This is a genomic window from Achromobacter sp. UBA4530 (genome assembly GCF_002388205.1).
In the GTDB taxonomy this organism is placed as follows: Bacteria; Pseudomonadota; Gammaproteobacteria; order Burkholderiales; family Burkholderiaceae_B; genus Achromobacter; species Achromobacter animicus.
The window spans coordinates 91783-117023 of record NZ_DGMA01000008.1; the positions used below are offsets into that span (position 1 = coordinate 91783).

The 25241-nt window shown below is 65.7% G+C and carries 17 protein-coding genes; 4 read left to right on the forward strand and 13 right to left on the reverse strand.

Annotated features, from left to right (window positions below):
* Positions 1 to 64: 64 nt before the first annotated feature.
* From B2W22_RS07285 to B2W22_RS07340, 12 genes are all read right to left on the reverse strand, one after another.
* Positions 65 to 727, reverse strand: a complete 663-nt coding sequence (locus B2W22_RS07285; RefSeq protein ID WP_175121305.1) for a response regulator — start codon at positions 725 to 727, stop codon at positions 65 to 67.
* Between the two features lie 14 nt (positions 728 to 741).
* On the reverse strand, positions 742 to 2679 hold the full coding sequence (locus B2W22_RS07290; RefSeq protein ID WP_175136325.1) for a type IV pili methyl-accepting chemotaxis transducer N-terminal domain-containing protein: 1938 nt from the start codon (positions 2677 to 2679) through the stop codon (positions 742 to 744).
* Positions 2680 to 2772: 93 nt separating this feature from the next.
* Positions 2773 to 3270: a molybdopterin-guanine dinucleotide biosynthesis protein B gene (mobB, locus tag B2W22_RS07295; protein WP_286936909.1), complete on the reverse strand. Its 498-nt coding sequence runs from the start codon at positions 3268 to 3270 to the stop codon at positions 2773 to 2775.
* A complete protein-coding gene (locus tag B2W22_RS07300; protein ID WP_175121302.1) occupies positions 3267 to 3932 on the reverse strand; it encodes a carbonic anhydrase in 666 nt (221 codons plus the stop codon). Before B2W22_RS07300 ends, mobB begins: the two co-directional genes overlap by 4 nt.
* A gap of 1 nt (position 3933) precedes the next feature.
* A complete protein-coding gene (moaA, locus tag B2W22_RS07305; RefSeq protein ID WP_286936912.1) occupies positions 3934 to 4932 on the reverse strand; it encodes a GTP 3',8-cyclase MoaA in 999 nt (332 codons plus the stop codon).
* Positions 4929 to 5690: a peptidylprolyl isomerase gene (locus tag B2W22_RS07310; protein ID WP_175183638.1), complete on the reverse strand. Its 762-nt coding sequence runs from the start codon at positions 5688 to 5690 to the stop codon at positions 4929 to 4931. The genes moaA and B2W22_RS07310 overlap by 4 nt, the downstream gene beginning before the upstream one ends.
* Positions 5691 to 5712: 22 nt before the next feature.
* Entirely contained in the window at positions 5713 to 6396 is a 684-nt protein-coding gene (gene narI, locus B2W22_RS07315; RefSeq protein WP_175183639.1) for a respiratory nitrate reductase subunit gamma, read from the reverse strand.
* An 18-nt stretch (positions 6397 to 6414) separates the two neighbouring features.
* Positions 6415 to 7062, reverse strand: coding sequence for a nitrate reductase molybdenum cofactor assembly chaperone (narJ, locus tag B2W22_RS07320; protein ID WP_175121298.1), 648 nt, complete (start codon positions 7060 to 7062; stop codon positions 6415 to 6417).
* A 15-nt stretch (positions 7063 to 7077) separates the two neighbouring features.
* Positions 7078 to 8643 (reverse strand): nitrate reductase subunit beta, encoded by a 1566-nt coding sequence (gene narH, locus B2W22_RS07325; RefSeq protein WP_286936916.1) that lies wholly within the window; start codon positions 8641 to 8643, stop codon positions 7078 to 7080.
* Positions 8640 to 12383 carry a nitrate reductase subunit alpha gene (locus B2W22_RS07330; protein ID WP_175136320.1) on the reverse strand — a complete coding sequence of 1248 codons (3744 nt, stop codon included), beginning with the start codon at positions 12381 to 12383 and terminating at the stop codon, positions 8640 to 8642. Before B2W22_RS07330 ends, narH begins: the two co-directional genes overlap by 4 nt.
* A 208-nt stretch (positions 12384 to 12591) precedes the next feature.
* Positions 12592 to 13977, reverse strand: a complete 1386-nt coding sequence (locus B2W22_RS07335) for a NarK family nitrate/nitrite MFS transporter (protein WP_175136319.1) — start codon at positions 13975 to 13977, stop codon at positions 12592 to 12594.
* Positions 13978 to 14003: 26 nt separating this feature from the next.
* Positions 14004 to 15263 carry an MFS transporter gene (locus tag B2W22_RS07340; RefSeq protein WP_239212686.1) on the reverse strand — a complete coding sequence of 420 codons (1260 nt, stop codon included), beginning with the start codon at positions 15261 to 15263 and terminating at the stop codon, positions 14004 to 14006.
* A gap of 242 nt (positions 15264 to 15505) precedes the next feature.
* On the opposite strand from B2W22_RS07340, the gene B2W22_RS07345 reads away from it, so the two are divergent.
* Entirely contained in the window at positions 15506 to 16756 is a 1251-nt protein-coding gene (locus B2W22_RS07345) for an NnrS family protein (protein WP_286936919.1), read from the forward strand.
* Positions 16757 to 16762: 6 nt separating this feature from the next.
* Here the strand turns inward: B2W22_RS07345 and B2W22_RS07350 are convergent, their stop codons facing one another.
* A complete protein-coding gene (locus tag B2W22_RS07350) occupies positions 16763 to 17719 on the reverse strand; it encodes a molecular chaperone DnaJ (RefSeq protein WP_286936921.1) in 957 nt (318 codons plus the stop codon).
* 151 nt (positions 17720 to 17870) lie between these two features.
* Here B2W22_RS07350 and B2W22_RS07355 point away from each other — a divergent pair, with 151 nt between their 5' ends.
* Genes B2W22_RS07355 through B2W22_RS07365 form a run of 3 tightly spaced genes read left to right on the forward strand, consistent with a single transcriptional unit; the run spans position 17871 to position 25194 of the window.
* Positions 17871 to 19058 carry an efflux RND transporter periplasmic adaptor subunit gene (locus B2W22_RS07355; RefSeq protein WP_286936923.1) on the forward strand — a complete coding sequence of 396 codons (1188 nt, stop codon included), beginning with the start codon at positions 17871 to 17873 and terminating at the stop codon, positions 19056 to 19058.
* Positions 19055 to 22135, forward strand: a complete 3081-nt coding sequence (locus B2W22_RS07360) for a multidrug efflux RND transporter permease subunit (protein ID WP_286936926.1) — start codon at positions 19055 to 19057, stop codon at positions 22133 to 22135. Before B2W22_RS07355 ends, B2W22_RS07360 begins: the two co-directional genes overlap by 4 nt.
* Positions 22132 to 25194 carry an efflux RND transporter permease subunit gene (locus tag B2W22_RS07365; protein WP_286936928.1) on the forward strand — a complete coding sequence of 1021 codons (3063 nt, stop codon included), beginning with the start codon at positions 22132 to 22134 and terminating at the stop codon, positions 25192 to 25194. The genes B2W22_RS07360 and B2W22_RS07365 overlap by 4 nt, the downstream gene beginning before the upstream one ends.
* Positions 25195 to 25241: the final 47 nt, after the last annotated feature.

A 25241-nucleotide genomic window follows, 5' to 3' on the forward strand; every position in this document is an offset into this window, starting at 1 on the left:
CCGCCCGTCCCCCGGGCCTTGTCGAAAATCAAACCGCGCGGCGCGCGCGGCGGCTTTTATAGGACTATTCCTCGGTGTACAGGCCGCGCTCGACCGCATACACCGCAACCTGCACGCGGCTGGTCAGATTGAGCTTTTTCAGCACGTTCTGCACATGGATCTTGACGGTGCTTTCGCTGACATCCAGTTCGCGCGCAATGACCTTGTTGCTGGCCCCGCGCGCCAGCCATTGCACGATCTGCGTTTCGCGTGCGGTAAGGCGGTGGCGTTCCGCGGTGCCGGGTGGCGGCGGCGTCTGGCTGGCCTGTCCACGGAACTGCTCGACCAGCTTGGCCGTCATGCTGTCCGCAATGACGGCTTCGCCGTTGGCGGCGCGCCGGATGGCGGACACCAGGGCGTCCGCGTCGATGTTCTTGACGAGGTAGCCGCGGGCGCCGTCGCGCAGCGCCTGTCCAAGCTCGTCGGCTTCTTCGGACACGGTCAGGATGATCACCGCGCAGGTGGGCAGATCCTGCGTCAGGAGCTGCAGCGTTTCCAGCCCCGACAAGCCGGGCAGGTTCAGGTCCAGCAGCACGACGTCGGGTTTGAGTTCCTTGGCGCGCTTCAGGCCCTCGACGCCGTCCCCGGCCTCGGCAACGACCTCGAAGTCGGGCTGGCGCTGCAGCAGCAGGCGGACACCGGAGCGGAACAGGGTGTGGTCGTCGATGAGCAGGATGCGGATGGTCATGATGGGCAAGGATGTCAGGCGGCCTGGCGCTCGGCGCCAGGCAAGGTGAGCGCCACGCGCGTGCCGGCGCCGGGCTGCGATTCGAGTTTTATCACGGCGCGCATGCGAGCGGCGCGCTCGCGCATGATGTGCAGGCCAACGTGGGATTCGCCGCGCTCGGCGACGTCGGCGGGATCATACCCCTGCCCATCGTCGGCAATCAGCAGAGTGAAATCCCGGCCATTTTCCACGGCGATGCGCACGCGGCTGGCCTCGGAATGCTTGCGCACGTTGGACAGCGCTTCCTGCAGGATGAACAGCACCTGCAGTTGCTGCTCGGGCTGTAGCGGCGCGCCTTCGCCTTGGCTGAATGTCAGATCCGTGTCGATGGCGGTCTGGCGGCGGAAACGCGCCACCGTGTCTTCAATGGCCGCCTGCAGGTCGCCCTGCGACAGCTTGCTGCGGAAGTTGGTCAGTAGTTCGCGCACGTCCTGATAGCTTTCGTCTACGCCGGTGCGCAGCAGCGGCAGGATTTCGCTGACTTCTTCTTCGTCGCCGCGCTTGATGGCGGCATCGAGCATCTGCAATTGCAGGTTCAGGAAGTTCAGCCCTTGCGCCAGGCTGTCGTGCAGGCCCTGCGCCACCAGCCCGCGCTCTTGCACCACGGCCAATTGGCGCGCCTGCGCGCTGAGGCGGCGGTTGTCCAGCGCCACCCCCAGGTGCTGCCCCAGCGTTTCCAGCAGCTGCGACTCCGACGCCAGCAGTCGGCGCTGCGTGCGGAAATGCAGCGAATACGACCCCAGGACTTCGTCGCGCGTCACGATACGGAACACCGCCACGCTGGCAAAGCCGTCGCGCTGGCAGTTCAGATCCATGTCGGGCGGCGACTGGCGGAAGTCCTGGATGACGATGACGCCAGCCTGGCGGGTGGCGACGCCGCAATAGCAGTCGTCGACCTTCATGCAGTGTTCGGATTCGACCAGATCGTCGGACAAGCCCACCGACACTACGAGGTTGAGCTTTTCGTTGTTGGGGTCCAGCGCGCGGATGCTGCCCGCTTCCGCATCGAACTGCAGCATGACGCGGCGCAGAAAGCCATCGCACATGGCCTCGATTTCATTGGGCTGGTTCAGGAACGCGGCCATGTCGTAGAGCGCGCCGATATCGCGGTTCTGCGCGGCAAGCTGCGCCGTCTTCTGTTCCACCCGCTGTTCCAGGCTGGTGTACAGGTCTTGAAGCTCGTCAGCCATGCGGTTGTAGCCGCGCGCCAGTACGCCGAACTCGTCCTGGCTTTCCACCGGCAGGCGGGTGCTGAATTCGCGGTCTGCCATGCGCTGCAGGCCGTCGCGCAGGCGCAACACGGGTGAAATGATCCACAGATACAGCAGGTAGATCATGGCAAGCGTGCCCGCGCTGGCAATTGCCGCCAGCACGCCCTGCGACAGGCGCAGCGACGTGGTCTTGCCGGCGTTGTCCTGTTCGATCATGCGCACCAGCGTATCGGCGCGGGCCACGAACTCGGGCAGCGTTTCCAGGTAGCTTGACGCATCCGGCTGGCCGATGGAACGCAGGGCCGCCGGCTTCATGATGTCGCGCCAGTATGCAGCCACGTCGTGCCACTGGGCGCGGATGGCGTTGTCGTTGGGAATGAAAAGCGGCCGCGCGGGATTGCCCCGCGCCAGCCGCGCGATGGTCTCGTCCAGGATCGCGATCTGTTCGGTGGTGCGCACTTCGCGCCCGGCTTGCGGCCGCATCAGCTCGACGGCGACGCGGTTGGCCCGCATGCGCAGGCTGCCGGTATCGTTGATGGCCGCGCCCGCGCCTTCCAGTTGCCAGGACAACCACAGCGTCCAGCTGACCATGGAGAGCACGACGATCAGCGCCAGCAGTGAACTTGCCACGATGCGCGTGGACAGGCGGTGCCGGGGCGAAGGCAGCGCGTCGGGTTGGGCGGCGGTATCGGTGGACTTCATGAATGTCAGGGCTGGAAGCGCAGTTCGGGTGTCAGTGTAGTCGCTTCCCGCCAGCAATCCGGCGCACGCGTGCCCATTGCGTCACTCACGCGATCAACGCAGTCCAAGCGTGCGGCACAGAAAATCCGCCACCTGGGCAGGATCGTTCAGCGGCAGGCATGGCAACTCGATGTCCAACGGCGCGTCGGTCACGACCGCCAGAAATGCAGGGTCTTCCGTGTGCAGGGGCGGTTTGCCCAACGCTGGGCGGTAGACCTCGATGCGCGGGATCGCGGCCTGCTTGAAGCCTTCGACCAACACCAGATCGGCGGGCGACAGGCGCGCCAGTTGCGCCTCCAGGGTGGGCTCCGGCGCGTCGCGCAGCTCGTGCACGATGGCATACCGGTACGGCGAGGCGATCATGACCTCCTGCGCGCCGGCGGTGCGGAATCGCGCGCTGTCCTTGCCCGGCGGCTCCATCTGGAAGTCGTGATGGCTGTGCTTGATGACGTTCACGCGCAGGCCGCGGGCGCCAAGCAGCGGCAGCATCGCTTCGATCAGGGTGGTTTTGCCGCTGCCGGAGCGGCCGGCGATACCGAATACAGGAGTCATACGAGGGCAGGTTCCGTCAGCAAGGGGCACACGATGGGCAAAAACGTGTCTGCCCGCGGGGAGTATGCCAGCAAAGCGCCCGCCACCAGGTCGAAGTACCAGCCATGCAGTGACAGGCTGCCCGCGTCGACCGCCCGCCTCACGAAAGGCAGGTCTTCAAGATTGCGAAGGGAAATCAGGATGGAAGCCTGTTCGCAGGCGCGCCGGCGCTCTTCTTTCGAGGCATCCGGCATCTGCCGCAACACCTGCTCGCGCGCCGGTTCTGCGATGTCCATCCAGCGTCCCAGATAGTCGGTTTCACCGTCGCGTCGGATGCGCCGCTCCATCAGGGCGCGGATGCCGCCACATTGCGCGTGGCCCAGCACGATGATGCGGCTGACCTGCAATTGCTCGACCGCAAACTGGATGGCCGCCAGGACGCCCTGCAGGCCGCGGTCCTTGCTGCACGGCGGCACCAGATTCGCCACATTGCGCACGGTGAAGATATCGCCGGGATCACACCCCAGCAGCATGGCCGGATCCACCCGGGAATCGCAACAGCCGATCAATAGCGTGCTGGGATGCTGGCCGTCGCGCAGGTTGCGGTACAGCATTGGTGCGTCTTCGTAGTATTGCTGCTGAAAGCGCTGGAAGCCGCCGACGAGTCGTTCAAGATCTTGCATATCAGCCTCCCGTTTGCGCCATGAAGCGCACGACGCGTTCGGGCCGGGCGTTGAAGTCATGGCGCTCCGGCTTGGCCGCGATGCCTACCCGGATGGCCTGGATGAGCTCGGCGTCGCTGGCGCCCGCGCGCAGCAGGTGTCCAAGCGGCACCTGGTCTTCCTGGCCCAGGCACAGATACAAGGTGCCATCCACGCCCAGCCGCACACGGTTGCAGGTGGCGCAGAAATGGCGCGACATGGGTGTGATGACGCCCAGCACCGGCGCGCCTTGCCCGCTTGTCCAGTAGCGCGCCGGGCCGTTGCGGGATTCGGACAACGACGGCACCAGGCCAGCATCGGCCGCGAGACGCGCGCCCATCGCGTTCAGGTCGGTATGCGTATAGCCGCGACCGCATTCGCCCATGGGCATGGGTTCGATCAGCCGGAGCACGAAGCCCTGCTCCACGGCATACGACAGCAAGCGGCGGACTTCGGATTCCGGCGTGGCCGCATGCACCACGCTATTGAGCTTGATCGGGGAAAAGCCGGCTTGCCGCGCGGCCGCCAGCCCGGCCAGCACGGAATCCAGACAGTCGCGCCCGGTGATCTGCGAGAACGCCGCGGCGTCCAATGTATCCAGGCTGATGTTCAGGCGGCTCACGCCGGCCGCGCGCAGCGACTGGGCATGGCGCACAAGCTGGGTGGCGTTGGTGGACACGGACAGGTCGCGCAGTCCGGGCATGGCGGCGATGGCGGCGGCCAGCCCGGCCACGCCCTTGCGCAGCAGCGGTTCGCCGCCGGTGAGCCTGACCTTGGCCACGCCCAGGCCCATGAACAACCCGACCAGCCGCGCCATTTCGTCGTGGGACATCCAGTTGGCCGGCGTCTCAAAGCCCTTGAAGTCCTTGGGCAGGCAATAGCTGCAACGCAGATCACAGCGATCGGTGACGGAGACACGCAGGTAGTCGATGCGGCGGCCGAAGCCGTCCGCCAATACGGCAGGGGCTGGCTCGTCCATCATGCGGCGCTCCCGGCGAAGACCCGTTCGGGTTCGCCGTCGTCCAGGTCAATGCCGGAGATCTTGGCGCGCCCGACCAGCAGCTTGGTGTATTGCCGCCAGGCGGTGTCGCGGCTCATGGTGGTGAGCGCCGTCGCAATCTGCTTTGCGACGTGCTCGTAAGGCAAGAGGCGGCCTTCAACGCGGCGCGTGACGCGCACGATGTGCAGGCCATGCCGCGTTTGCAGCAACTGCGGCAGCAGCCCGCCCGAGGGCAATGCAAACACCGCGCGTTCGAACTCGGGCACGGTGTCGCCGCGACCGAGCTGGCCCAGGTTGCCGCCCACCGCAGCGGACGGGCAATTGGACTGCTCGCGGGCAACCTCCGCGAACCGGGAGGGATCGGCCAGCAGCTCGGTCAGCACCACGTTGGCATGCGCCTTCAACATGTCCAGGTTCACGTCGGGCGTGACCTGGAACAGGATGTGGTCCGCCTCGACCAGTTCACCCACCATGAAGCGCTCGGGGTGCATCTGATAGAAGCGCCGGCACGCCTGGTCGTCGGCTTCGGGCGCCGGCGCCTGGCTGGCGAGCAACGCGCCGATCGCGCTTTCCTCGTCGGACACGTCCAGACCTTGCCGGCCGGCCTCGTCCAGCAGCACGCGCCGCAGCACCAGGGCCGTGACGGCCTCGCGCATGGGATTGCCGGCCTCGGCGTGCAAGGGAAGTTCACGTTCCAGATCCGCGTCGTTCAGTTCGACGCCATTGACGATGACAGGCATGTTCGGCTCCTAAGACGATGGATCAGCGCGGACGGACGAGTTGCCAGGCGCGGCCCAGGTAGCCGATCGACGCAAAGCCGCTCCAGACGTGCACCAGGCGGGTGAACGGGAAGATCACGAACAACGTGAGACCCATGAACAGGTGCGCCTTGAAGAGCAGCGGCACGCCGGCGATGTAGCTGGCGGCGTCGCCCTGGAACGTGACGATGTGCTGCGCCCAGGTCATCAGGTGCACCATCATTTCGCCGTCCATGTGGCCGGCCGACAGCACGATCGTGGACAGCCCCAGCAGCAGGGTCACCAGGATCCACAGCAGCAGGATCTTGTCGCCCGGCCGGGTGGCGTGTGCAATGCGCGGATCGGTCAGGCGGCGGTGGATCAGGATCAGGAGGCCGATCAGGCACAGCCCGCCCATCACGCCGCCGGCCACCATGGCGACCATCTGCTTGAGCGAGTGCGAGACGCCCAGTGTGTCCCACACGATGACCGGAGTCAGCAGGCCGGCCAGATGCCCGAAGAACAGGCCGATGATGCCGATGTGAAAGAGGATGTTGCCCAGCCGCAGCTGGCCGCGGTGCAGCAGTTGCGAGCTGTCGGACTTCCAGGTGTATTGCTCGCGTTCAAAGCGCGCCAGGCTGCCGAGCAGGAAGATGGTCAGCGCGATGTACGGATAGATGCCGAAAAGAAACTGATTCAGGGAGTTCATGATGCGTCGTCCTGAGCATTAATGAGTCGCGGCGGAACGGGGATGGAAGTGCACGGGCTGTGCGCCGCCTCCCGAGAACGGCCGTAGCAGCGGTTCCACGCCGTCCGGGCCGGCCCCGAAGGCCTCCATCGCCTCGTCCATGTCGCGCACGGGCGCCTCGGTCTGCACGCGCGGAATCACGCGGGACTGGGCGCGCAGCACGGCAAAGATGCAGGCATAGGAGCTTTCGCTCTTGGCCAGGCGCGCCCCGATGGCGGCCAGCACGTGGATGGCTTCGTCCAGCAGTTCCTGGGCCGTGTCGGGGTCAATGACGCCCAGGAATTCCAGGAACAGCGGCACGTGATCCGGCAGTTCGGACACGACGGGTTCGAAACCGTGCTGGCGGTAGGTCTCCAGCAAGTCCACCATGGCCTGGCCGCGGTCGCGGCTTTCGCCGTGCACGTGTTCGAACAGGTGCAGGGAATGCGAGCGGTTGCGGTCAAAGGTGGCGACGTAGTTCTCTTGCAGGGGAATCAGGTCGTTCGAGGCCAGGTAGCTCACCAGGGGCTGCAGGGTCTCTTCGGCGTCCGGATAGGCCGCGAGGGCCTCTTCCAGTTCGCCCAGGTAGTCCAGCAGCTCCGGCTCGGGGTAGCACAGCATGGCGGAAAGCAGTCGGTACAGGCTCATGATGTTTTCCTTTCCTTAAGCCGAAACGGCCTTCTTGCGCGACTTGGGCATCTCGATGAAGATTTCGCTGCCCTGGGGCTTGCGACCGAACAGAGTGCCTTCCGACACGCCGCCCGAGCAGCCGTTGCCAAACGTGAAGCCGCAGCTTCCCTTCTCGTTGAAGCTGTCCTCGACCACTTCCTTGTGGCTGCTGGGCACGACGAAGCGGTCTTCGTAGTTGGCGATGGCCATGATGCGGTACATGTCCTGCACCGTTTCCTCGGTCAGGCCCACCTGGTCCAGCAGGGCCGTGTCGCGTTCGCCGTGAACGGTCTCGGACCGCTTGAACGCGCGCATGGCCAGCATGCGTTCCAGCGCTTGCAACACCGGCGCTTCCTTGCCGGCGGTCAGCAGGTTGGCCAGGTAGCGCACGGGGATGCGCAGCGTGGACACATCGGGGATCATGCCGCTCTTGCCGACGGTGCGCTGGGGCATCTTGCCCGATTCAGCGGCCGTCTGGATGGGCGACAGCGGCGGGATGTACCAGACCATCGGCAGCGTGCGGTATTCCGGGTGCAGCGGGAAAGCGACCTTCCATTCGACGGCCATCTTGTAGACGGGCGAATTGCGCGCGGCTTCCAGCCAGGATTCCGGGATGCCCTGCTCGCGGGCCGCGGCGATCACCTCGGGCGAGTGCGGGTCCACGAACAGGTCGAGCTGCGACTGGTAGAGGTCTTGCTCGTTCGCGGTGGATGCGGCGTTCTCGATCTGGTCGGCGTCGTACAGCAGCACGCCCAGGTAGCGGATGCGGCCCACGCAGGTTTCCGAGCACACGGTCGGCTGGCCGGCCTCGATGCGCGGGTAGCAGAACGTGCACTTCTCGGCCTTGCCGCTGTTCCAGTTGTAGTAGATCTTCTTGTACGGGCAGCCCGAGATGCACATACGCCAGCCGCGGCACTTGTCCTGGTCGACCAGGACGATGCCGTCGTCTTCACGCTTGTAGATGGAGCCGGACGGGCAGCTGGCGACACAGGCCGGGTTCAGGCAGTGTTCGCACAGGCGCGGCAGGTACATCATGAAGGTGTTCTCGAAGGTCGAGTACATCTCCTTCTGCACGCCTTCAAACAGGGCGTCGCGGCTGCGCGAGCTGAATTCGCCGCCCAGGTCGTCTTCCCAGTTGGGGCCCCAATGGATCTTGTCCATCTTCTTGCCCGTCAGCACCGACACCGGACGCGCGGTGGGCGGCGTTTGCGACAGCGGCGCGTTCTTCAGGTGCTCGTAGTCGTAGGTGAACGGCTCGTAGTAGTCGTCGATGGCGGGCAGGTTCGGGTTGGCGAACAGGTTGGCCAGGATGCGCAGCTTGCCGCCTTGACGCGGTTCCAGCTTGCCGGCGGCCGTGCGGCTCCAGCCGCCCTTCCACTTTTCCTGGTTTTCCCATTCTTTCGGATAGCCGATGCCGGGCTTGGTTTCCACGTTGTTGAACCAGGCATACTCGACACCGTCGCGGCTGGTCCAGACGTTCTTGCAGGTGACCGAGCAAGTGTGGCAGCCAATGCACTTGTCCAGGTTCAGCACCATGCCGATTTGGGCGCGTATCCTCATGATTGCTTCTCTTCTTGTTGCAGTTCTTCGACGAGCGGGCCTTCCAGCCAGTCCACCTTCTTCATCTTGCGCACGACCACGAATTCGTCGCGGTTGGCGCCCACGGTGCCGTAGTAGTTGAAACCGTAGGCCTGCTGGGCGTAGCCGCCGATCATGTGCGTGGGCTTGAGCACCGTGCGCGTGACCGAGTTGTGGATGCCGCCGCGCTTGCCGCTGGTTTCAGCGCCCGGCACGTTCACGATCTTTTCCTGGGCGTGGTACATCAGGCACATGCCGACCGGCACGCGCTGGCTCACGACCACCCGGGCGGTCAGCGTGCCGTTGACGTTGAAGACTTCGACCCAGTCGTTGTCGACCAGACCGGCCTGCTTGGCCTCGGCTTCGGACACCCACACGTGGGGGCCGCCGCGGCTCAGGGTCAGCATGCGCAGGTTGTCCGAATACGTGCTGTGAATGCCCCACTTCTGGTGCGGCGTGATCCAGTTCAGGACCAGTTCCTTTTCGCCGTTGGGGTACTTGCCCAGCATGGGCGCAACCGTCTTGGTGTCGATGGCGGGCTTGTACACGCACGAGCCTTCGCCAAAGTCCAGCATCCAGCGGTGATCCTGGTAGAACTGCTGGCGGCCCGTCAGGGTGCGCCATGGGATCAGTTCATGGACGTTGGTATAGCCGGCGTTGTAGCTGACCTCTTCGCTTTCCAGGCCAGACCAGGTGGGCGCCGAAATGATCTTGCGCGGCTGCGCCTGGATGTCGCGGAAGCGGATCTTGTCGTGCTCGCGGCCGACGGCAAGGTGCGTGTGGTCGCGTCCGGTGATCTTGCCCAGCGCTTCCCACGCCTTGACCGACACGTGGCCGTTGGTTTCCGGTGCGAAGGTCAGGATCATTTCAGCGGCGTCGATGGCCGTGTCCAGACGCGGACGGCCCTGGCTGACGCCGGCTTCGGTGACGCTGTCGTTGATGCCGGCCAGCTCGTGGACCTCGTGCTGCGTGTTCCAGTTGATGCCCTTGCCGCCGTTGCCCAGCTTGTCCAGCAACGGACCCACCGACGTGAACTTGCGGTAGATGTCGTTGTAATCGCGTTCAACCACCGTCATGGACGGCGCGGTCTTGCCGGGGATCAGGTCGCATTCGCCCAGCTTCCAGTCCTTGGGTTCGAAGGCCTGGCCGAGTTCTCCCGGGGTGTCGTGCATCAGCGGGGTCAGCACCAGATCGCGGCGCTTGCCGAGATACGGGCCGCCGATGTCGGTGAACTTCTTGGCGAGCAGCTTGTAGATTTCCCAGTCGGTCTTGCTTTCCCAGAGCGGCTGCACGGCTTCGCTGAGCGGGTGGATGAACGGGTGCATGTCGGACGTGTTGAGGTCGTCCTTTTCGTACCAGGTGGCCGTGGGCAGCACGATGTCGCCGTACAGGCACGTGGTGCTCATGCGGAAGTCCAGCACCGTCAGCAGGTCCAGCTTGCCTTCGGCCGCGTCTTCCTCGTAGGTGACTTCGGTGGGCTTGATGGCATCGCCTTCATCGCCGAACACCGCGTTCTGCGTGCCCAGCAGGTACTTCAGGAAATACTCGTGGCCCTTGCCGCTGGAGCCGAGAATGTTGGAGCGCCACACGAACATGTTGCGCGGGAAGTTGGCGGGATCGTCCGGGTTTTCGCAGGACATGCGAAGGTCGCCCGACTTCATCTGTTCGACCGCGTGGGCGATGGGATCCTTGCCCAGGCTGTCGGCCTGCGCCACCACGTCCAGCGGATTGGTGCGCAGCTGCGGCGCCGACGGCAGCCAGCCCATGCGCTCGGCGCGGGCGTTCAGGTCGATCATGCTGAGTTCGCCGTACTTGGCGCGGTCGGCGGTGGGGCCGAGCACTTCCTGCACGTTCAGCTTTTCGTGGCGCCATTGGCTGGTGTGGGCGTAGAAGAACGAGGTGCCGTTCATCTGGCGCGGCGGGCGGACCCAGTCCGCCGCGAACGCCAGGGGCGCCCAGCCGAACTGCGGACGCAGCTTTTCCTGGCCCACATAGTGCGCCCAGCCGCCGCCGCTCTTGCCGACGCAACCGCACATCATCAGCATGTTGATGATGCCGCGGTAGATCATGTCCATGTGGTACCAGTGGTTCAGGCCGGCGCCGACGATGACCATGGACTTGCCTTCGGTGTCGTGCGCGTTCTGGGCGAATTCGCGCGCCACCTGGATGACCTGCGCGCGCGGCACGCTGGTGTGCTTTTCCTGCCAGGCGGGCGTGTAGGGAACGTCGTCGTCGTACGAAGTTGCGACGTTGCCGCCGCCCAGGCCGCGATCGAGGCCGTAGTTGGCCATTTGCAGGTCATACACCGTGGCGACCAGCGCCTCGGTGCCGTCGGCCAGGCGGATGCGGCGGGCGGGCACGTTGCGCACGAGGAGTTCGTCGTGTTCGCTGCCGAAGTACGGGAAACCCACGCCGACCACGTCGTCCGACTGGCCCAGGAGGGTCAGCGTCGGGACGATTTCGCGGCCCGAACCGCCGTCCTTGGATTCGAGGTTCCAGCGGCCAACCTTTTCACCGTCGTTGACGGCGCCCTCGCCCCAGCGGAAACCGATGCTGCCGTTGGGCGCGACCAGATCGCCGGTGGACTCGTCCAGGACCAGCGTCTTCCAGTCGGGGTTGTTCTGTTCGCCGAGCGCGTTGTCGAGCTGCGAGGCGCGCAGGAAGTGGTCAGGGGCGTAGAAGCCGTCGCGTTCCTTGAGCTGCACCAGCATCGGCATGTCGGTGTAGCGGCGCACGTAGTCCGTGAAGTAGGCCGACTTGCCCGAGAGGTGGAATTCCTTGAGGATGACGTGGCCCATGGCCATGGCGAGCGCGGCGTCGGTGCCCTGCTTGGGCGCCAGCCAGATGTCGCCGAACTTGACCATTTCGCCGAAATCGCTGGACACGGCTACGGTCTTGGTGCCCTTGTAGCGGACTTCGGTGTAGAAGTGCGCGTCGGGGGTGCGGGTCTGCGGGACGTTCGAGCCCCAGACCATCAGGTAGGTAGAGTTGTACCAGTCGGCCGATTCGGGCACGTCGGTTTGTTCGCCCCAGATCTGGGGGCTGGCGGGGGGAAGGTCGCAGTACCAGTCGTAGAAGCTGAGGCAGGCGCCGCCCAGCAGGCTCAGGTAGCGGGCGCCGGCAGCGTAGCTGACCATCGACATGGCGGGAATCGGCGAGAAGCCGATCACGCGGTCGGGACCGTACTTCTTGATGGTGAGCGCGTTGGCGGCAGCAATGATTTCGGTGGCGGTGTCCCAATCGGCGCGGACAAAGCCGCCCAGGCCGCGTACCGACTTGTAGCGTTTGGCGCGCTTGGGATCCTGGCTGATCCATTCCCAGGCGGCGATGGGATCCATGGTCTTGCGGGCTTCGCGCCACATTTCGATCAGGCGGCCGCGGATCATGGGGTACTTCACGCGTTGCGCCGAGTACACATACCAGCTGTACGAGGCGCCGCGCGGACAGCCACGCGGCTCATGATTGGGCAGATCGGGACGGGTGCGGGGATAGTCGGTCTGCTGGGTTTCCCAAGTGATCAGGCCGTTCTTGACATAGACCTTCCAGGAGCAGGAGCCGGTGCAGTTCACGCCGTGGGTGGAACGCACCACCTTGTCGTGCTGCCAGCGGGCGCGGTACGCGTTTTCCCACTTGCGGTCCTCGTTGACGGTTTCGCCGTGACCGTTCGCGAAGGTGGACTTCACCCGCGACATGAACTTCAACCGGTCCAGAAAATGACTCATTGTGTTTCTCCAAGAACGCCGGCCTGGCCGGCGCGTACTGCGATCAATGCTGATGAAGCAACTTTAGGACTGGGCTGTCTGGCGGACCATTCGCCGGTGGCACAACCCGGGTTCGGCAGAGTGACTAGTTATCCGCGTAGACCGAACTAGTCGCGCGCCGCCGACCACACCGCGCGCAACGCGCGGACTGGCCGGCGTATCAGGCAGATCAGCACGGCACGGGGGCATTGCGGCGCGCGTAGAACCACCAGGTGATCAGCATGCAGGTGGCGTAGAAGCCGATGAAGCAAACCAGCGCGGTCTGGACGCTGCCGGTCATGTCGAGCGACGTGCCGAAGCTGCGCGGGATGAAAAAGCCGCCGTAGGCCCCGATGGCGCCGGAAAAACCCAGCACGGCGGCCGATTCCTTGGCCGCTTCCGTCATCGCCTGCTTTTGCGCGGCCGGGCCCTTGCCCTGCGCGGCCTGCGTGCGCTCACGCAGGAAGATCACGGGGATCATGCGGAACGTCGAGCCGTTGCCCAGGCCAGTCAGCGCGAACAGCACGATGAACATGGCAAGGAACCCGTTGAAGTCGCCCAGGCGGCCTTCTCCAGGCAGGAACACCATGACGCCCGCCACCGCGGCGATCATGGCCGCGAAGGTGAAGAGCGTGACCCGGGCGCCGCCGAGCTTGTCGGAGATCCAGCCGCCCACGGGACGCGTCAGCGATCCGACCAGCGGTCCCAGGAAAGCGTATGCCATGGGATTGACCGTGGGAAACAGCGTCTTGGTCAGCATCGCGAAGCCCGCCGAGAAGCCGATGAACGACCCGAACGTGCCCACGTACAGCCAGCACATCAACCAGTTGTGCTTGCGCTTGAAGATGACGGCCTGGTCGGCGAACGAGGCGCGCGCGTCGGCGATGTCGTTCATGCCGAACCACGCGGCGATGGACGCCAGCGCGATGGGGATCACCCAGATGAAGCCCGCGTTCTGCAGCCACAGGTTCTGCTGCGTGCCATTGGCGTTGATGACCTGGGGTTCGCCGCCGGCGACGCCGAAGACGCCCATCGTGATGACAACCGGCACCACGAACTGCACCAGCGACACGCCCAGGTTTCCGATGCCGGCATTCAGCCCCGTGGCCAGACCCTTCTTTTCCTTGGGGAAGAAGAAGCTGATGTTGGCCATACTGGAGCTGAAGTTGCCGCCGCCCAGGCCGCACAGCAGCGCCAGGATCAATAGCGTCGGAAACGAGGTGGTGGGGTCGCGCAGCGCGAAGCCCATGCCCAGCGCCGGAATCAGCAGCGAGGCGGTGGAGATGGCTGTCCATTTGCGCCCGCCGAAGACGGGCACGAGGAACGAGTAGAAGATGCGCAGCGTGGCGCCGGACAGCGCGGGCAGCGCCGTCAGCCAGAACAGCTGGTTCTTGGACAGCATGAAGCCGGCGCGGTCCAGGTTGACCACGACCACGCTCCACAGCATCCAGATGCTGAACGCCAGCATCAGCGCCGGGATCGAGATCCACAGATTGCGGTTGGCGACGCGCGCGCCGGTCTGTTTCCAGAAGCCGGGGTTATCCGGCTCCCAGCGCGCAAGGACTTGAGTGGACATGAGGTTCTCTCAGGATGGTGGGTGGGTCAGGCGGCTTGCTGCCGCGCGATGGCCGCGCTTTCGGGCCGGAAACTGAAGTGCATGAAGATGAGCGAGACGCAGACCGTGCCGTACAGCAGCATGAAGGCGCTGGAGCGGATGCCGGTCAGGTCGAGCAGGACGCCGAACATGATGGGAAGAATGAAGCCGCCCAGGCCGCCAGCCAGCCCGACGATGCCGGACACGGCGCCGATGTTGTCGCTGAACTCGTCAGAAATGAACTTGAAGACGGAGGCCTTGCCGATCGCCATGGCGATGCCGACGATGAACAGCAGGATGGTGAAGGTGACCGGACCGAGCGCGATGCCGAAGGAACGCGGGCCGCCGGCCGTCATGACGGTGAATTCGGTTTGCGGATAGCTCAGCAGGAAGAACGCGACCCAGCACACCCACATCACCCACCACGTGGTCTTGTAGGCGCCGTAGCGGTCGGAGATCCAGCCGCCCACCGCGCGCAGCACGCCGCCGGGCAGCGAGAAACATGCGGCCAACAGCGCGGCCAGCTTCATGTCGAAGCCGTATTCGCCGATGTAGTACTTGGTCATCCACAGCGCCAGGGCAACGTAGCCGCCGAACACGACCGAGTAGTACTGGCAATAGCGCCAGACGCGCGGGTCCTTCAGCATGGCGAACTGGGCCGACAAGGATGCGCCGCCCGCAACGCGGTGCGAGGGATCGGACGACGAGAACATCCAGAACAGGATTGCGGTGACCAGCAGCGCCACGGCGTACACCTGCGGCACGATGACCCAGGATCCGGCGGCCGCGGCGATCAGTGCGGGCGCCACGAACTTGGTGATGGCCGAACCCGAGTTGCCGGCGCCAAAGACGCCCATGGCCAGGCCCTGCTTGTTGCGCGGGAACCAGCGCGCCACGTAGGGCGTACCCACCGAGAACGAGCCGCCGGTCAGGCCGACGAACAGCGCCAGCACCAGGAACTGCCAGTATTCCGTGGCGTACGACAGCAGCCAGATCGGCACCACTGCCAGCAACATCAGCACGAAGAACACGGGGCGGCCGCCGTAGCGGTCGGTCCAGATGCCCAGCGGCACGCGCACGAGGGAACCGGTCAGGACCGGCATGGCGGCCAGCAGGCCGAATTGCGTTTCAGACAGGCCGAGCTGGGTTTTTATGGGAATGCCCAGCACGGCGAAGATCATCCACACCGCGAAACAGATGGTGAAGGCAAACGTACTGGATATCAGGACCCGCATCGGCGCGCCGGCCGAGGATTGATGTGCTGCCATGGTTGGTCTCGCTTTTTGCTGACAAATGCGTATGTGGGTAGCCTAAGGAGACCACCCTTCACTCACCATTCCCCAGCCGACCAAAGGGCCATTTCCGAAGTGCCTAGTCATGCAGGTGTTCCGGACAGCCTTGCGCTGGATCAAGCAGGCAAGTCGCGCCCGGATGCCGCCAGCAGTAATATGTATTTCAAATACACGTTCTAACCCGCAACGCGGCGCACCCTGCGCGCACTGGCTACATCATGAGCACCCTGCTTTCCATTGAAGAACCCGCAAAGAAGCCGCGCCCCGCACCGCCCGAATGGCGCGCTTTCACCGAAATGGGATTTCGCCCGCTGTACCTGGCCGGCTGCTTTTGGGCCCTGTTCTCCGTGCTGCTGTGGGTGCATGCGCCGGCGCGCCTGACCGGCGTGCTGAATGGCATGTTCTGGCACGCGCATGAAATGCTGTGGGGCTTTGTCGCCACCATTGCCGTGGGGTTTCTGCTGACGGCGGGCGCCAACTGGACGGGCAAGAATCCGCTGCGCGGCAACCCGCTGGCGGCCCTGTGCGGGTTATGGATCGTCGCGCGGGTGGGCTATCTGGTGCCGGGCCGCCCGGCATTCGCCGTTGCGGCGGCTGCCGATCTGCTCTTCTTTCTGTGGGCGGCTGGGGCGCTGGGACGCGCCGTCGCCGTGACACGCAACCAGCGCAACTATGGCGTTCCCTTGCTGCTGCTGGCGCTCGGCGCGACCAACGGGCTGTATCTGTGGGCGACGGTCCAGGGCGATTACGTCACGCTGATGCGCTTTTTCAACGCCGGACTGCTGTCGATGGCCGTGCTGACGTTGCTGATCGCGCGGCGGGTCATGCCCTTCTTCGCCAAGCGCGCCGTCGCGGGCCTGGACATCCCTCCCCATACCAAGAGCGGCCATTGGCAGCTTGGGTTCGGCGTCATTGCCATCGCCTGCCTGCTGGCCGGGGTGCAGCAAGTGGCCGCGGCGGCGTTGGCGGCCAGCGGCGTGATCGCGCTGGTGCAGTGGGTGTCCTGGAAGCCGTGGGCCGTGCGGCGCGTGCCGCTTCTGTGGATTCTCTATGCCGGGTATCTGGGCCTGGGCATCGGGCTGCTGGTCGGCGCGGCGCAATTGGCGGGCTTCGTCGTCCGGCAGGCGTGGCCGGCGCACGTGATTGGCGTGGCAGGGTTTTCCGTGCTGATCCTGGGCATGGTGACGCGCACCGCGCTGGGCCACCTGGGCCGGCCGCTGCACACGGACCGCAGCATGGTCGCGAGCTACGCGCTGATGATCCTGGCGGCATTGCTGCGGCTGGCGGCGCTGTTGCCCACCACCGCAACACTGGGACTGCTGCATGCGTCCGCCACCGCGTGGGCGCTGGCGCTGGGACTGTACCTGTCGCGGTTCTTCCCGATGATGATCCGGCCGCGCGCGGATGCGGCGGCCAAGCAGGCCGCGCCGGTCATGCGGGTGATGCCGGTGTCGCGGCCGAAAGGCTGAAACGCGTCAGGACCGATCTTCGCGCCGCTCCATCGCGGCCACTTCCCGGCGCATCGCCTTGATCCACGCCTTGAGCAGGGATTCATCCGAGAACTGCATGATCTCGTGCTCCAGTTCCTGGATGTACTCCTGGATGTCCTTGATATCGTCGTCCAGTTCGCCCATTACCGTATCGGGATCGAACGTGGCGAACACGTCCAGTTCGTAGCGCAGCTTGAAGCCTTCTTCGGCGAACTGAAGCTGGCTCAGCACTTCGTCGAGTTGGGCGGCGAGCACCGCGTTGGTCTCTTGCAGCCGATCGTCCGGGATGTCGGCGGCGGCCTGCACCTCGGTACGCAGGGCGGGATCCTGGGCGGACTGGGCCTGGCGCGCGCGTTCGGCGTCTTGCAAGGCCTGCCACGCGACGTCGTTCGTCACGGCCGGAATCTTGACGACGCGCGCGTACTCCAGCAGTTCTTCCGCGTCCTCGTCGTCATACTGGTCCTGGATGATCTGCAGCAACTGCATGGGCGACATCGAGGCCAGATCGGCAACGTCCAGATCCAGCGCATCGGCGAGTTCCTGGCCCGCGCTTTCCGTCAGTTCGGCCAGGTTGCCGTCGTAATCCGACCCGCGGTGCTTCTTGTAAAGCGTCTTGAGGCGCGCGGTGTCGCAGCCGGCAGGCAGCTCGCTCTTGGTTGCCAGGACCAGCAGTTCTTCCGAAAACTCCGTGACCAGTTCGGAAACGAATTCGCGCTCGGCCTTGGACAGGCCCATTTCCTTGTACGCATGATCAAAGCACAGCACCAGCTTGTAACGAAGCTGGTTGAGCTTTTCTTCGAGGGGCCGCAGCGTCTCGGTGTATTTGCGCTGGTAATCGGCTTCGATCGACTGCCACTGCGCCAAGCGGTCGCGTTCGGACGCCAGCCGTTCCTGCAGGCGCTCGAATAATTCCCGCTGACTTTCGAAGGATTCTTTGCTCATGACCCACTCCTCTTGCAAACCGGGGTATTGAAAACAGCCGCCACTCTAAACGATACGCGCAAACCCTTCTTGAAAATCAGCGTCAATAACGCTAATCATTATTATTAATATAGAATCTCGGCTGTCCGCTATCCCTTGCCTGACAGCCCTGATGTCCCTGCGCTTCCTTGCGGGCCCCACCCCCTCACGCAAACGCCTGATCCTGATCGCGGCCGCCCTGACGCTGGCCCTGCTGATCGGTGCGGCGGTCTGGCTGGCGGGCAATAAAGGCCCGGCCGCCCCTCCTCCCCCCAACTATGGGAAGCTTCCCGTCGCAGTGAGCGTCGCCGCCGCGCGCACTGGCCCGCTGCAGCGGGACCTGCATGCGTTGGGCACCATCACGCCGCTGGCTCAGGTGACCGTGCGCAGCCAGGTCGATGGCCAGTTGGTGAGACTGCACTACACCGAAGGCCAGGCGGTCTCGCAGGGTCAGTTGCTTGCCGAAATAGACCCGCGCCCCTTCCAGGCTGCGCTGGCGTCCGCCGAAGGCGAGCTGGCGCAAACGCAGGCGCTGCTGGACAACGCCGAAGCGGACCTGCGCCGCTATCGGAAGCTGGCGCGGCAGGAGGCCGTGGCCGGGCAGCAGCTTGATGCCGCCGAGGCGCAGGTGCGGATGTACACCGCGCAGCGCCAGAAGAACCAGGCGCAGGTCGCCGACGCCCGCCGCCTGCTCAGTCTTACGCGTATCGTGGCGCCGCACGCCGGCCGCGTGGGCTTGCGGCGCGTGGATGCCGGCAACCACGTGCGCACGACAGACGCAGACGGGCTGACCACGCTGGTGCAGATGGCGCCCACGTCGGCCCTGTTCAGCATCTCGGAGACCCGCCTGGACATCCTGCGTCAGGCGCAGGCGAACACGCCCGTGTTGCGCGTGCAGGCCTGGGACGCCGATGAGCGCCGCATTCTGGCCGAAGGCACGCTCGAAGCGCTGGACAACCGCATCCAGGCGGCCAGCGGCACGGTGCGGCTGCGCGCGCGCTTCGACAATGCCGACGAGTCGTTGTTTCCCAACCAGTTCGTGAACATCCGGCTGGCCGTCGTGCAGCAGGACGATGTCGTGACCATACCCACCGCCGCCGTGCAGTTCGGTTCTGAAGGATCGTTCGTCTTCGTCATCGGCGACGACAACCGCGCCACCCGCCGCGTGCTGGAACTGGGTCCGGCCAACGCGGGTCGCATCGTCGTGCTGGCGGGCCTGGCCGAGGACGAGCGCGTCGTGGTCGAGGGCGTGGACCGGCTGCATGACGGACGCGATGTGCAGATGGTGGAGCAGCACGATCAGGACAAGGAGCCCGCATGAGCCTGTCACGCCCCTTCATCCTGCGCCCGGTCGCCACATCGTTCCTGATGATCGCCCTGCTGCTGTCCGGCATCCTGGCGTGGCGCCTGCTGCCCGTGGCCGCATTGCCGCAGGTCGACTATCCCATCATCCAGGTCACCACGCAGTATCCGGGCGCCAGTCCCAACGTGACGGCGCGCGCGGTCACCGCACCGCTGGAGCGGCGCTTCGGGCAGATACCGGGCTTAAAGCAGATGTCGTCCACCAGCGGCAGCGGCATCTCGGTCATCACGCTGCAGTTTGCGCTGGACGTGCCGCTGGGCGTGGCCGAACAAGAGGTGCAGGCAGCCATCAGCGCCAGCGATTCGCTCCTGCCGAACGATCTGCCCACCCCGCCCGTCTACCGCAAGGTCAACCCCGCGGACGTGCCGATCCTGACGCTGGCCGTCACGTCGGATTCCCTGCCGCTGCCCAAGGTCTACGATCTGGTGGATACGCGGATGACGCAGCGGCTGTCGCAGCTGTCGGGTGTGGGCATGGTCAGCCTGGCGGGCGGGCAGCGCCCCGCCGTGCGCGTGCAGGTCAATCCGATGGCGCTGGCCGCGCGCGGCCTGCAGTTGTCGGACGTGCAGGAGGCGATTGCCAAGGCCAACTCCAATCAGCCTAAAGGAAGCTTTGATGGCCCCGTGCGGTCCGTCATCATGGACGCCAATGATCAATTGCAGAGCGCCGAGGAATACCGCGACCTGATCGTCGCCTGGAAGAATGGCGCGCCGGTGCGGCTGGGTCAGATCGCGACAGTGGAGGACGGCGCCGAAGACCGCTATCTGGCCGCGTGGGTGGACAAGCAGCCCGCAGTGCTGGTGAATATCCAGCGCCAGCCGGGCGCCAACGTCATTGCGGTGGCGGACCAGGTCAAGGCGCTGCTGCCGCAACTGACGGCCAGCCTGCCCGCCGCCGTGCAGGTACGCATCCTGACCGATCGGACGGAGAGCATCCGCGCCTCGGTGCGCGGCGTGCAATGGGAGCTGGCCTTCGCCGTGGGACTGGTCGTCCTGGTGACCTTTCTGTTCCTGCGCAACCTGCCCGCTACGCTGATCCCCAGCCTGGCCGTCCCGCTGTCGCTGATCGGCACGTTCGGCTTCATGTACCTGGCCGGTTTCTCCACCAACAATCTGACGCTGATGGCGCTGACCATTGGCGCGGGCTTCGTGGTGGATGACGCCATCGTCATGCTGGAGAACATTGCGCGCTACCGCGAACAAGGCCACAGCCCGATGGCGGCCGCGCTCAAGGGCGCGGGGCAGATCGGCTTCACGCTGGTGTCGCTGACGCTGTCGCTAATCGCGGTGCTGATTCCGCTGCTGTTCATGGAAGACGTGGTCGGCCGGTTGTTCCGCGAGTTCGCCATTACGTTGGCCGTCGCCATCCTGATCTCGCTGGCGGTTTCGCTGACGCTGACGCCCATGATGTGCGCGCGCCTGCTGCCGGCGCACGAGCCGTCGCGCCCCGGGTTGCTGGACCGCCTGCAAGTGCGCTACGCCGGCTGGCTGGACCTGACCCTTCGCCACCAGCGGCTGACGCTGCTGGCGATGGTGGCCACCGTGGTGCTGACCGGCCTGCTGTATCTGGCGGTGCCCAAGGGCTTCTTTCCAGCGCAGGACGGCGGCGTCCTGCAAGGCGTGACCCAATCCGCGCAGAGCACGTCGTTTGACGCCATGTCGCGTCGTCAGCAGGCCGTGGCGGAAAGCCTGCTGGCCGATCCCGACGTCGCCACCCTGTCGTCCTTCATCGGCATCGACGGCATGAACGCCACGCTGAACACGGGGCGTCTGCTGATCAATCTGAAGCCCTGGAACGAACGCAGCGCGCCGCTGGCGGACATCATCGCGCGGCTGGACGCGCGGGCGCGCGAGGTGAACGGCATCTCGCTTTACCTGCAACCTGTGCAGGAACTGAACATCGAAGACCGCGTCAGCCGCGGCCAATATCAGTTCAGCCTGACTTCGCCCGACAGCGCCCTGCTGACACGTTGGACCACCGCGCTGATGCAGCAGCTGGCGCAGGCGCCCCAGCTTGCCGACGTTTCTTCCGACCTGCAGGGCGGCGGGCGCCAGGCCTATCTGGAAGTCTCGCGCGACGCCGCCGCGCGTTTGGGCGTCACGATGGACGACGTGGCACAGGCCCTGTACAACGCATTCGGCCAGCGTCAGGTCGCCACGCTGTTCACGCAATCCAACCAGTACCGCGTGGTGCTGGAGGTAGACCGGACAATGGCGACCAGCCCCGAGGCGCTGGAACGCGTTCATTTGCAGACGGAAAACGGGCAGGCCATTCCGCTGTCCGCACTGGCCACGGTCAGTGAACGCGCCGCACCGCTGGCGGTGAATCACCTGTCGCAGTTCCCCGCGGTGAATCTGTCTTTCAACCTGCCGCCGGGCGGTTCGCTGGGCGAAGCCATCGCTGCCATCGAAGCGGCCAAGCAGGAAATCGGCATGCCCGAAAGCGTCGAGCTGCGGCTGCAAGGCGCGGCGTCGGCGTTCGAGGCGTCGCTGTCCAACACGTTGTGGCTGATGCTGGCCGCGGTGGTGACCATGTACCTGGTGCTGGGCATGCTGTACGAAAGCGCCATCCACCCGGTCACCATCCTGTCCACCCTGCCCTCGGCCACGGTCGGCGCGCTGCTGGCGCTGCTGATCACCGGCCGGCCGCTGGACCTGATTGCCGTGATCGGCATCATTCTGCTGATCGGGCTGGTCAAGAAGAACGGCATCATGATGGTCGACTTTGCGCTGGAGGCTGAGCGCACGCGCGGCCTTGACCCGCAAGCCGCCATCCGCGAGGCCGCGCTGCTGCGCCTGCGCCCCATCCTGATGACGACGCTGGCCGCACTATTTGGCGCGCTGCCGTTGATGCTGGCGACCGGCTCCGGCGCCGAACTGCGCCAGCCGCTGGGCTGGGTCATGGTTGGCGGGCTGCTGGTCAGCCAGGTGCTGACGCTGTTCACCACGCCGGCCGTGTACCTGTTCTTTCACCGGCTGGGCCACCGCCGCGCTGATGCCGCACCGGCGCCCAACGCCGAAGGCCCGGTGAAATGATCCGGGCGTTGCTGCACCGGCCGGTCGCCTGCATTTTTCTGGCGCTGGCGCTGACGCTGCTGGGCGCGGTGGCGTGGCGCCTGCTGCCGGTGGCGCCGTTGCCGCAGGTGGATTTTCCGACCATCGAAGTGCGCGCCGATCTGCCCGGCGCCAGCCCCGAAAGCATGGCCAGCACAGTCGCCGCGCCGCTGGAACGGGCGCTGGGCAGCATTGCGGGCGTCAGCTCGATGAGCTCGTCCAGCAACCAGGGTTCGACTCGCGTGCAGCTCCAGTTTGAACTGGATCGCAACATCGACGAGGCCGCCCGCGACGTGCAGGCCGCCATCAACGCCGCACGCGCCGAACTGCCCGCCGGCATGCCGGGCAATCCCAGCTATCGCAAGGTCAATCCGTCGCAGGCGCCCATCATGGCGTTGGCGCTCAGTTCCGCCACGCGGCCCGCTGGTCAGCTCTACGACCTGGGTTCAACCGTGCTGGCGCAGAAGCTTTCGCAGATCAGCGGCGTGGGCGAGGTGACGATGGGCGGCAGTTCACTGCCGGCCGTGCGGGTCCAGGTCAATCCCAACGCGCTGGCGCACTACGGCGTGGCGCTGGACGACGTGCGCGAGGCAATTTCGAACGCCGCTCCCATGGGCCCGCAAGGGCAGCTCGATTCGGCCGGCCAGCGCTGGGAGGTCAGCACCCCCGAGCAGCCGCGCCGCGCGCAGGACTACGACAGTCTCATCGTGCGCTACCAGGATGGCGCCGTGATCCGGCTGTCGCAGGTGGCGCGCGTCAGCGATTCGGTCGAAAACCGCTACAGCAGCGGCTTTCACAACCGCAATCCGGCGGTGGTGCTGACCATCAGCCGGCAGCCGGGCTCCAACATCATCGAAACCATCGACGCCATCAACCAGGCCCTCCCGGGCCTGCGCCAGTTGATGCCCGCCGACGTGGACCTGACCGTCGCACTGGACCGCTCGCCGGGCATCAAGGCGACGCTGCGCGAGGCGCACATCACCCTGGCGCTGGCCGCCGGGCTGGTCATCCTGGTGGTGTGGCTGTTTCTGGGCAATGCGCGTGCCGCCGCGATCCCCAGCGTGGCAATTCCGGTCTGCCTGATCGCCACCTTTGCCGTCATGTACGCGTGGGGCTTTTCGCTGAACAACCTGTCGCTCATGGCGCTGATCGTGGCCGCCGGGCTGGTGGTGGACGACGCCATCGTCGTGCTGGAAAACATCTCGCGCCATCTGGAGCGCGGCCTCACCCCAGTCAAGGCCGCGCTGCGCGGCGTGCGCGAGGTGGGCTTTACGCTGGTGGCCATGACCGTGGCGCTGAGCGTCGTGTTCGTGTCGATCCTGTTCATGGGCGGTCTGGTGGAGCGGCTGTTCCGCGAATTTTCGATCACGCTGGTGGCGGCCACCGTCATCTCGCTGGTCGTGTCGGTGGCCATCATTCCGGCACTGTGCGCGCGCTGGCTGCGGCCCGTCAGCCATGTTGCGGCCAAGCCCTCGCGGATGCAGGCGGTGTTTGCCCGCATCCACGACTGGTATGGCGTGTCGCTGGCGCGCGTGCTTGGCCACGCGCGCCTGACGTTGCTGCTGCTGGCCGGCGTCGTCGGGCTGAACGTCTACCTGTATGTCCAGGCGCCCAAGGGATTTCTGCCGGTGCAGGACACCGGCCAGCTCATGGGCTTCGTGCGCGGCGACGACGGGTTCTCGTTTCAGGTCATGCAGCCCAAGATCGACCAGTACCGGCAACTTGTCCTCAAGCACCCGGCCGTCGACGACGTCATCGGCTACAACGGCGGCGGCCTGGGCATCAGCAATTCGCTGTTCCTCATCCGCTTGAAACCCGCCGCCGAACGCGAGGCGTCGTCCACCGAGGTCATCAACTGGATGCGCACGAACGCGCCGGCGGTGCCGGGCGGCATGTTCTTTCTGAACGTGGACCAGGACCTGCGCATGCCCGGCGGCTTCGGCAATTCCGGCGACCATGAACTGGCCATCATGGCCAGCGACGTGCCGGCGCTGCGGGAATGGTCGCGCAAGATCTCCAAGGCGATGCAGGAGATCCCCGAGCTGCGCGACGTCGACGCGCAAGGCGACGGCGCGACGCAGCAGGTCGTGATCGACATCGACCGCAGCGCGGCGCAGCGGCTGGGCGTCGACATGGACACCATCAGCAGCGTGCTGAGCAATTCGTTCAGCCAGCGGCAGGTCGCGACGCTGTACGACGCGATGAACCAGTACCGCGTCGTGCTGGAACTGGACCCGCGCTACACCGAAGACCCGGAAGTCCTGGAACAGGTGCACGTCGTGGCCGCCGATGGCAACCGCGTTCCGCTGACCGCATTTGCCACCTACGACAACGGGCTGGTCAACGACCGGGTGTTTCACGATGGCCTGTTTGCCGCGGTGTGGGTCGGCTTCTCGCTGGCGCCCGGCGTGTCGCTGGAACAGGGATTGGCCGCCATCGACGCGGCAACGGCCAAGCTGATGGTGCCGTCTTACATCCAGACCCGCCTGGGCGGCGATGCGCGCAACTTCCAGCAGAGCCTGCAGGACCAGCCCTGGCTGATCCTGGGGGTCCTGGTCGCCATCTACCTGGTGCTGGGCATCCTGTACGAAAGCGCGCTGCATCCGCTGACCATCCTGTCCACGCTGCCGTCGGCCGGCGTCGGGGCGCTGCTGGCGCTGCGGCTGGCCGGTATCGAGTTCACGCTGATCGCGCTGCTGGGGCTGTTCCTGCTGGTGGGCATCGTCATGAAGAACGCCATCCTCATGATCGACTTCGCCCTGAGTCTGGAGCGGCGCGAGAACCTGACGCCCGAGCAGGCCATCCACCGCGCCGCCATGCTGCGCCTGCGGCCCATCGTCATGACCAACCTGGCGGGTCTTCTGGGCGCCCTGCCCTTGGTGCTTGGAATGGGCGAAGGGTCGGAATTGCGCCGCCCGCTGGGTGTCGCCATTGTCGGCGGGTTGATGATCAGCCAGTTCCTGACGCTGTATACGACGCCGATCGTGTATCTGGCGCTGGAGCGGTTGCGCCGCCTGGGCTGGCGCCGCCGCACCGCCTGACCGGCGCGGCCTGCCGGGCCGCCCCCCGTATCTTCCCGCTAGCCGGA